7 protein-coding genes are annotated in these 6,403 nt (G+C 68.2%); 4 read left to right on the top strand and 3 right to left on the bottom strand.

What is annotated here, in order from left to right:
- The 3 genes from HUW62_RS16740 to HUW62_RS16730 all read left to right on the top strand — a co-directional run.
- The coding region (locus HUW62_RS16740; RefSeq protein WP_176435022.1) for a PEGA domain-containing protein at positions 1 to 615 on the top strand (615 nt) is incomplete at its 5' end.
- A gap of 101 nt (positions 616 to 716) precedes the next feature.
- Positions 717 to 2,087: a KamA family radical SAM protein gene (locus HUW62_RS16735; RefSeq protein ID WP_163864773.1), complete on the top strand. Its 1,371-nt coding sequence runs from the start codon at positions 717 to 719 to the stop codon at positions 2,085 to 2,087.
- A 20-nt stretch (positions 2,088 to 2,107) separates the two neighbouring features.
- Positions 2,108 to 3,334 carry a KamA family radical SAM protein gene (locus tag HUW62_RS16730; RefSeq protein ID WP_255203468.1) on the top strand — a complete coding sequence of 409 codons (1,227 nt, stop codon included), beginning with the start codon at positions 2,108 to 2,110 and terminating at the stop codon, positions 3,332 to 3,334.
- A gap of 56 nt (positions 3,335 to 3,390) precedes the next feature.
- Here HUW62_RS16730 and HUW62_RS16725 read toward each other — a convergent pair whose 3' ends face one another.
- From HUW62_RS16725 to HUW62_RS16715, 3 genes are all read right to left on the bottom strand, one after another.
- On the bottom strand, positions 3,391 to 4,062 hold the full coding sequence (locus HUW62_RS16725; RefSeq protein WP_176435020.1) for a hypothetical protein: 672 nt from the start codon (positions 4,060 to 4,062) through the stop codon (positions 3,391 to 3,393).
- Between the two features lie 127 nt (positions 4,063 to 4,189).
- Positions 4,190 to 4,525 carry a hypothetical protein gene (locus HUW62_RS16720; RefSeq protein ID WP_176435019.1) on the bottom strand — a complete coding sequence of 112 codons (336 nt, stop codon included), beginning with the start codon at positions 4,523 to 4,525 and terminating at the stop codon, positions 4,190 to 4,192.
- A gap of 74 nt (positions 4,526 to 4,599) precedes the next feature.
- Positions 4,600 to 5,160, bottom strand: a complete 561-nt coding sequence (locus tag HUW62_RS16715; RefSeq protein ID WP_368670426.1) for a hypothetical protein — start codon at positions 5,158 to 5,160, stop codon at positions 4,600 to 4,602.
- A gap of 72 nt (positions 5,161 to 5,232) precedes the next feature.
- On the opposite strand from HUW62_RS16715, the gene HUW62_RS16710 reads away from it, so the two are divergent.
- Positions 5,233 to 6,345 (top strand): SpoIID/LytB domain-containing protein, encoded by a 1,113-nt coding sequence (locus HUW62_RS16710; RefSeq protein ID WP_163864775.1) that lies wholly within the window; start codon positions 5,233 to 5,235, stop codon positions 6,343 to 6,345.
- The last annotated feature ends 58 nt before the right edge of the window (positions 6,346 to 6,403 follow it).

Raw genomic sequence — 6,403 nt, 5'->3', positions numbered from 1 at the left:
GGCACGGAGACCCCCACGCCGCCGCCCACCCAGAAGCCTCCTCCCGAGGCCCCTGTCGTGGAGAACAAGCCCGTGGAGCCGCCTCCGCCTCCGCCGGCCAGGAAGCTCGCCGCCATCTTCGACGGTGAGGCGGGCGCGGAGATCTCCGTGAACGGCAAGAAGGTCGGACGCACTCCGGATGCGCGTCTCGCCAACCTGGAGTTGGGGAAGACCTACCAGTTCACCGCGAAGCTCGCGGGCTACAAGCCGTACGCGGGACAGTTCCTCGCCAAGGGCGACGCGGACGAGCTGACCATCTCCTTCGACCTCATCAAGGAGGAGAAGCGCCCCGTCGAGACGGTGGTGAAGCCCCCGCCTCCTCCTTCGAACCCGACGCCTCCGAAGTCGAAGGCCACGGGCATGCTGGCGTGCAGCACGAAGCCCGCAGGCGCGGAAATCCTTGTCGACGGCAAGAAGACGGGACGTCAGACGCCGGTGACGCTCGGCAGCCCCCTCGTGCTCCCAGTGGGCAAGAGGAAGATCTCCTTCAAGCTCAATGGCAAGACGACCAAGCCCCAGGTGGTCTTAATCTCCGAGAACAAGATGGAGAAGCTGGTCAACGTCGCCATCGAGTGACGCAGTCGGGCATCAAGCGTCGTCGTCGAATTGTTGAATGAAGTGGTGCCGGGCGCGGTATGACGCCCGGCCCGCGACGCTACATGCTGAGGTGATGCGCCATGCAATCGACGCCCATCCGGGGCAAGGCCGAGGCCGGTCCCGCGCAACAGCCGTTTTCATATCCGCTCCGCCGTGAGTTCGTCGAACCCGACTGGCGGCGCATCCCCGGCTACAAGGACGTCACGCAGGCGGAGTGGGAGAGCTCCGTCTGGCAGCGCAAGCACACCGTCAAGAACCTGAAGGAGCTCAAGGCCACCCTGGGGGCGCTGCTCCCGGACGACCTGGCGGAGAGCCTCGAGCGGGATCAGCGCGAGCGCGCGACGATGTCCATCCTCGTCCCGCCGCAGATGCTCAACACGATGGACTATCAGGACCTGTGGAGGGATCCGGTGCGGCGCTACATGCTGCCCGCCTTCGCGGACCGCCTCACCGAGTGGACCAATCACCCGAAGGCCAGCCGTGACAGCCTCCACGAGCAGGACATGTGGGTCGTCGAAGGTCTGACGCACCGCTATCCGACGAAGGTGCTCGCGGAGATGCTGCCGACGTGTCCCCAGTACTGCGGGCACTGTACGCGCATGGACCTGGTGGGCAACGACGTCCCCCAGGTCAGCAAGCACAAGTTCTCCATCGGTCCGAAGGACCGCTACGAGCAGATGCTCGAGTATCTGCGCCGCACCCCGACGGTGCGCGACGTGGTGGTCTCCGGCGGCGACATCGCGAACCTGCCCATCCAGCAGCTCGAGCCCTTCGTCAGCTCGCTGATGGACATTCCGAACATCCGGGACATCCGTCTGGCCAGCAAGGGGCTGATGGCCATCCCCCAGCACTTCCTCCAGGACTCGGTGCTCCAGGGGTTGGACAGGCTGGCGAAGAAGGCCGTGGAGCGGGGCGTGGACCTGGCGATGCACACGCACGTCAACAACGCCGCGCAGCTCACCCCGCTGGTGGGCAAGGCCGTGCGCAAGCTGCTGGACATGGGCTTCCGCGACGTGCGCAACCAGGGCGTGCTGTTGCGTGGCATCAATGACAGCGCGCAATCACTGCTCGAGCTGTGTTTCACGCTGCTCGACCACGCGAAGATCCTGCCGTACTACTTCTACATGTGCGACATGATCCCCAACAGCGAGCATTGGCGGCTGTCGGTGGCTCAGGCGCAGCGGCTCCAGCACGACATCATGGGCTACATGCCCGGCTTCGCGACGCCGCGCATCGTCTGTGACGTGCCCTTCGTGGGCAAACGCTGGGTCCATCAAGTCGCGGAGTATGACCGCACCCGCGGCATCTCCTACTGGACCAAGAACTACCGGACCGGCATCGAGGCGAATGACCCCGAGGCCCTCGAGCGGAAGTACGAGTACTTCGACCCCATCGACTCGCTGCCCGAAGAGGGTCAGGCGTGGTGGCGGGAGCAGATCAAGGCGGCGTGATGGACACCCCCGCGGTTGCGATGAGTGTGGCGGCGGACTTGCGCACCGAGCGCTCCTCGCTCAGTGATGCGGGGCGCCGTCGCCTGTTTCCCCAGGCCACCGATGCGGAGTGGAACGACTGGCGCTGGCATCAGCGCCATGCCGTGCGCGGGTTGGAGCAGTTGGAGCGCTTCATCCCGCTGACCGCCGATGAACGCGCGGGCGTCCAGGAGACGTCCTCGCTGTTCCGCATCGGCATCAGCCCGTACTACCTGTCGCTCATCGACCCGGAGCATCCGTTCTGCCCGGTCCGCATGCAGTCCATTCCCGTGCGGGCCGAGGCTCGCGTGCGTCCCGGCGAGCTGGAGGATCCGCTCGGCGAGGACAAGACGCGGCCAGAGGAGTGCATCGTCCACAAGTATCCCGACCGGGTGCTGTTCCTGGCGCTGGATACGTGCTCCGTCTATTGCCGCCACTGCACGCGGCGGCGCATCACCCAGGGCGGCGTCGCGGAGTTGTCCAAGGAGCAGATGCGCCGCGGCATCGACTACGTCCGGCGCCACCCCGAGGTGCGTGACGTCCTCATCTCGGGCGGAGATCCGTTCCTGCTGAGCGAGCAGCGCCTGGATGAGCTGCTCGCGCCGCTGAGCGAGATTCCGCATGTGGAGATGATTCGCATTGGCACCCGCGTCCCCGTGGTGCTGCCCATGCGCGTCACGGATGCGCTGGCGAGCACGCTGCGCCGCCATGCGCCTGTCTTCGTCGTCACGCACTTCAATCACCCGAAGGAAGTGACGCCCGAGGCGCGCGAGGCGTGTGAGCGATTGGTGGACCACGGTGTCCCCGTGGAGAACCAGGCCGTGCTGATGCGGCAGCTCAACTCGGACGCGCGCATCATCAAGGAGCTGTCACACCTGCTGCTGCGCAGCCGCGTGCGGCCGTACTACCTGCACCAGATGGACGTGGCCGAAGGCTGCGAGCACCTGCGCACGCCCATCGCGAAGGGCCTGGAAATCATCCAGCAGCTTCGCGGCCACACCACCGGACTCGCAGTGCCGCACCTCGCGGTGGACCTGCCCGGCGGCGGCGGCAAGGTGACGCTCCAGCCGGACTACGTCGTCGAGCGGGGCGAGCGGGAGACGGTGTTCCGCAACTACAAGGGCGAGCGCTACGCCTACCCGGAGCCGGAAGAAACAGACTGCTCTTGTCCGTATGACGAGACGTGGCGCGCTCGTGCCCAGGAGTACGGCTACCTTCGGAAGGGCTGAGGCTGAGCGGCAGTGGCTCCCGGCGTTGTGCTACCGGGAGCGGGCGCCCGGGAAGCTCACTCGTCGTCCGAGGACTTCTTCCGGGCCTTCTTCTTCACCTTGGTTGTCTGCGAGCTGGGGCGACGCGCGGCCTTCTTGGCGGGCTGGTCGTCCCCTCCGCCCATGATTTCCACGGGCACCTGGTCCTCGCCCGCCGCGGCGGCCTGGGCTCCCACGGCGCCACCCTCCTCGCCGCCTTCTTCACCCTCCACGGGGATGCCAATCTGGACTTCGGGGTTGTCGCCCTCGTTGGACTCCAGCTCGACGGGGTTGTCGTTGTCGAAGCCGTTCTGAATCGAGACTTCCTTCTCCTCGGTGGGCTTCGCCGCGGCCGGCTTGGACGCCTTGGCCTGCTCCTCCAGGCGCTGCCCCTCCGCCTTCGCCCGCTCATTGCCCTCGCGTCCCATCCGCGCGGTGAAGCGGTCGTATTCCTTCGCGGTGACGCCGTGCTTCTCCAGCACCGAGGTGGTGGCCGCAGACTGCTTCCGCGTGGCCTGCCCGCGCTCCTCGTTGCTCATCTCCGAGGGTTTGCGATTGCCGTACTCGTCGTCCACCTTCTTCATCGCCGCCGCTTCGTCGCGGCGGATGTGCGCCACCTTCTCGGGGGTCAGCTCGCCCCCTTCGTCCGCGCCGGCGACGCCCGGAAGGACCAGCAGGGCTGCCATGAGCAGGGAAATCGGACGGGACATGACGCGGCTCCTCGACGGTGGAATCACTCGTATCTAACCACGGTCCGCCCTCGGCGCGCACCGGTCGCCTTCCGTGGCGGGGACTGTCACTGAAATCCGTGATTGCTCCCAGTCACGTCTGAGGGCGTCAGCCGTTCTGGCAACGCGCGCAACCATTCCTGGCATCGGAGCACTGCTCCCGGCCCTGGGCGCAACGCGGGGGGAGGTCATCCCGGTCCGGGTTTCGGTCCACCAGGGAACACAGCTCCTCGGCCACGCCACAGGTGCTGGTGGCCACCTCGCAACGGTCCTGACAGGCCAGCTCGTCCTGGGCCGCGCGCGCTCGCAGCTCCTCGAGCCGCGCCGAGGCTCCGTCGATGGCCGCGTCGTCGTCACCCGCGACGCGCGTGTCCACGTTCTTCGCGCAGCCCGCCAGGAGGTGGATGACCACGAGCAGCGGAAGCGCGACGAAGGGGACTCGCATGGGCCTTTCCATATTCGTGCGGGTGGTCCTCCGTCCAGCAGGGGCCTCCACGAGTGTCGGACGTGGGGCTCACCTCACCCCGCATCAGGCGGCGACTGTTGTTGCTGGGGTGGGGGACGCGGGCGGCGCGGTGGCTCCTCGGGGCGCGACAGGTACAGGTAGGCCGTCAGCGCCAGCAGGGCCGCGACCGCCAGCCGCCGCATCCAGTCCTCGCGCTGCCGCACGGGAGACGCCTGGTCCTCCCGCGTCGCGGCTTCACGGCCCGCCGCCACGTCGGCGCTCACCGCTCGCAGACGACGGCAGACCTCCACCACGGGCACCAGGCCCGCGGGCACTGGCGCGTCCTCCCGCTCCAGCGCCGCCACGAGCATCCGGGCCCAGGCCGCTTCCTCCTCGCTGCCCGAGGGCTCCCTCGCCGCCGTGCCTGTCTTCGTCGCCAGCGACACCGCGGCTCGTAGCAGGAGCACCGAGAGGGCCTGCTCCGACACCCCGTAGAAGCTCGCACAGTCCTCCAGCGAGGCCCCCACGACGAGCCGGCGGTTCAGCAGGGCGGCCGGACGGGGCTCCAGCGCCCTGAGGGCCTGGACGAAGACAGCGGGGGGCAGACGGGAGATGGGCGGCTCGGGAGGTGTCACGGGCGCGCCATCCTCTCCCATCCTCCGGCCGTTTTCTTGAGGCACGTGGCCGCGCACCTACACTCCCAGGCCATGTTGCGACCTGTTGCACTGCTCCTGCTCCTGCTCTCCCCCCTGCGCTCGCTCGCGGTGGAGACCCTGCGCATCGCCATCGAGGACACGGGAGTGGAGGTGCGCATCAGCGGGCGCGGACTTGGCTTCGGCGTGGACAGCGAGGAGGCCACCTTCGTCCCCATCCCCTCCGATGTCGCCACCGTCCGTCGCAAGGCCGGCAAGCTCGAGGTGAACGGCGCCCCCGTCATCGGAGACTCCGTGCGCTTCCGCGCGGGCCTCGGCGCCTCCGAGGATGCGGGCTCGGCTCCGGGAGAACAGCCGATCAAGGCCGGCGGTGCCCAGGTGCGCGGTGACGTCGTCGTGCGTCCGTTCAAGGACGGGCTCCAGCTCATCAACGTCATCTCCCTGGAGGACTACCTCGCCGCGGTGCTCGGCAGCGAGATGCCCGTGTCCTTCCCGCCAGAGGCCCTCAAGGCCCAGGCCATCGCCGCGCGCACCTACGCCCTGCAGAAGAAACTGGAGAGCTATAGCAACGCGTTTCATCTGGGCAGCAGCGTGCTCCACCAGGTGTACGGCGGCGTCAATCGCGAGGACCCTCGCACCCGCGCCGCCGTCGACGCCACCCGTGGCCAGGTGCTCACCTACGAGCTGGCTCCCATCGAGGCCTACTTCCACGCCTCCTGCGGGGGCCGCACCGAGTCCGGGCAGGACGCCCTCCACCGTGACTTGCCCTACCTGCAGCCCGTCGACTGTCCGTGCGGCCGACTGCCCGCGAGCCGCTGGTCCGCCTCCATGTCGGACACCGAAATCAAGGCCGCCCTCAAGCGCCCCGCCCAGGGCATGAAGGTGTCCGCGCGCACGCCCACCCGCCGCGTTACCCGCATCACCATGGGCGATGGCAGCACGGTGGACGGAGTGGAGCTCCGCCGCAGGCTTGGCTACACGCGCCTCAAGAGTCTCGACTTCGAGGTGGAGCGAACCGACCACGGCTATGTGTTCTCCGGTCGCGGCTATGGCCATGGGGCCGGGCTCTGCCAGTGGGGCGCCAAGGCGCTCGCCGACAAGGGCAGGGGGTACCTGGAAATCCTCACCCACTACTACCCAGGGGCCGAGCTGCAGCACCTCTACTGACGTCCCCTGTGTCGGCGCGCTTTCCGCGGCGGCGCGGGGGCTGCTACAAGCGCCAACC

Origin of the sequence: Myxococcus sp. AM011 (assembly GCF_013372595.1) — a bacterium.
Lineage (GTDB): Bacteria > Myxococcota > Myxococcia > Myxococcales > Myxococcaceae > Myxococcus > Myxococcus eversor.
This window is presented reverse-complemented; position numbering and strand designations above follow the sequence as displayed.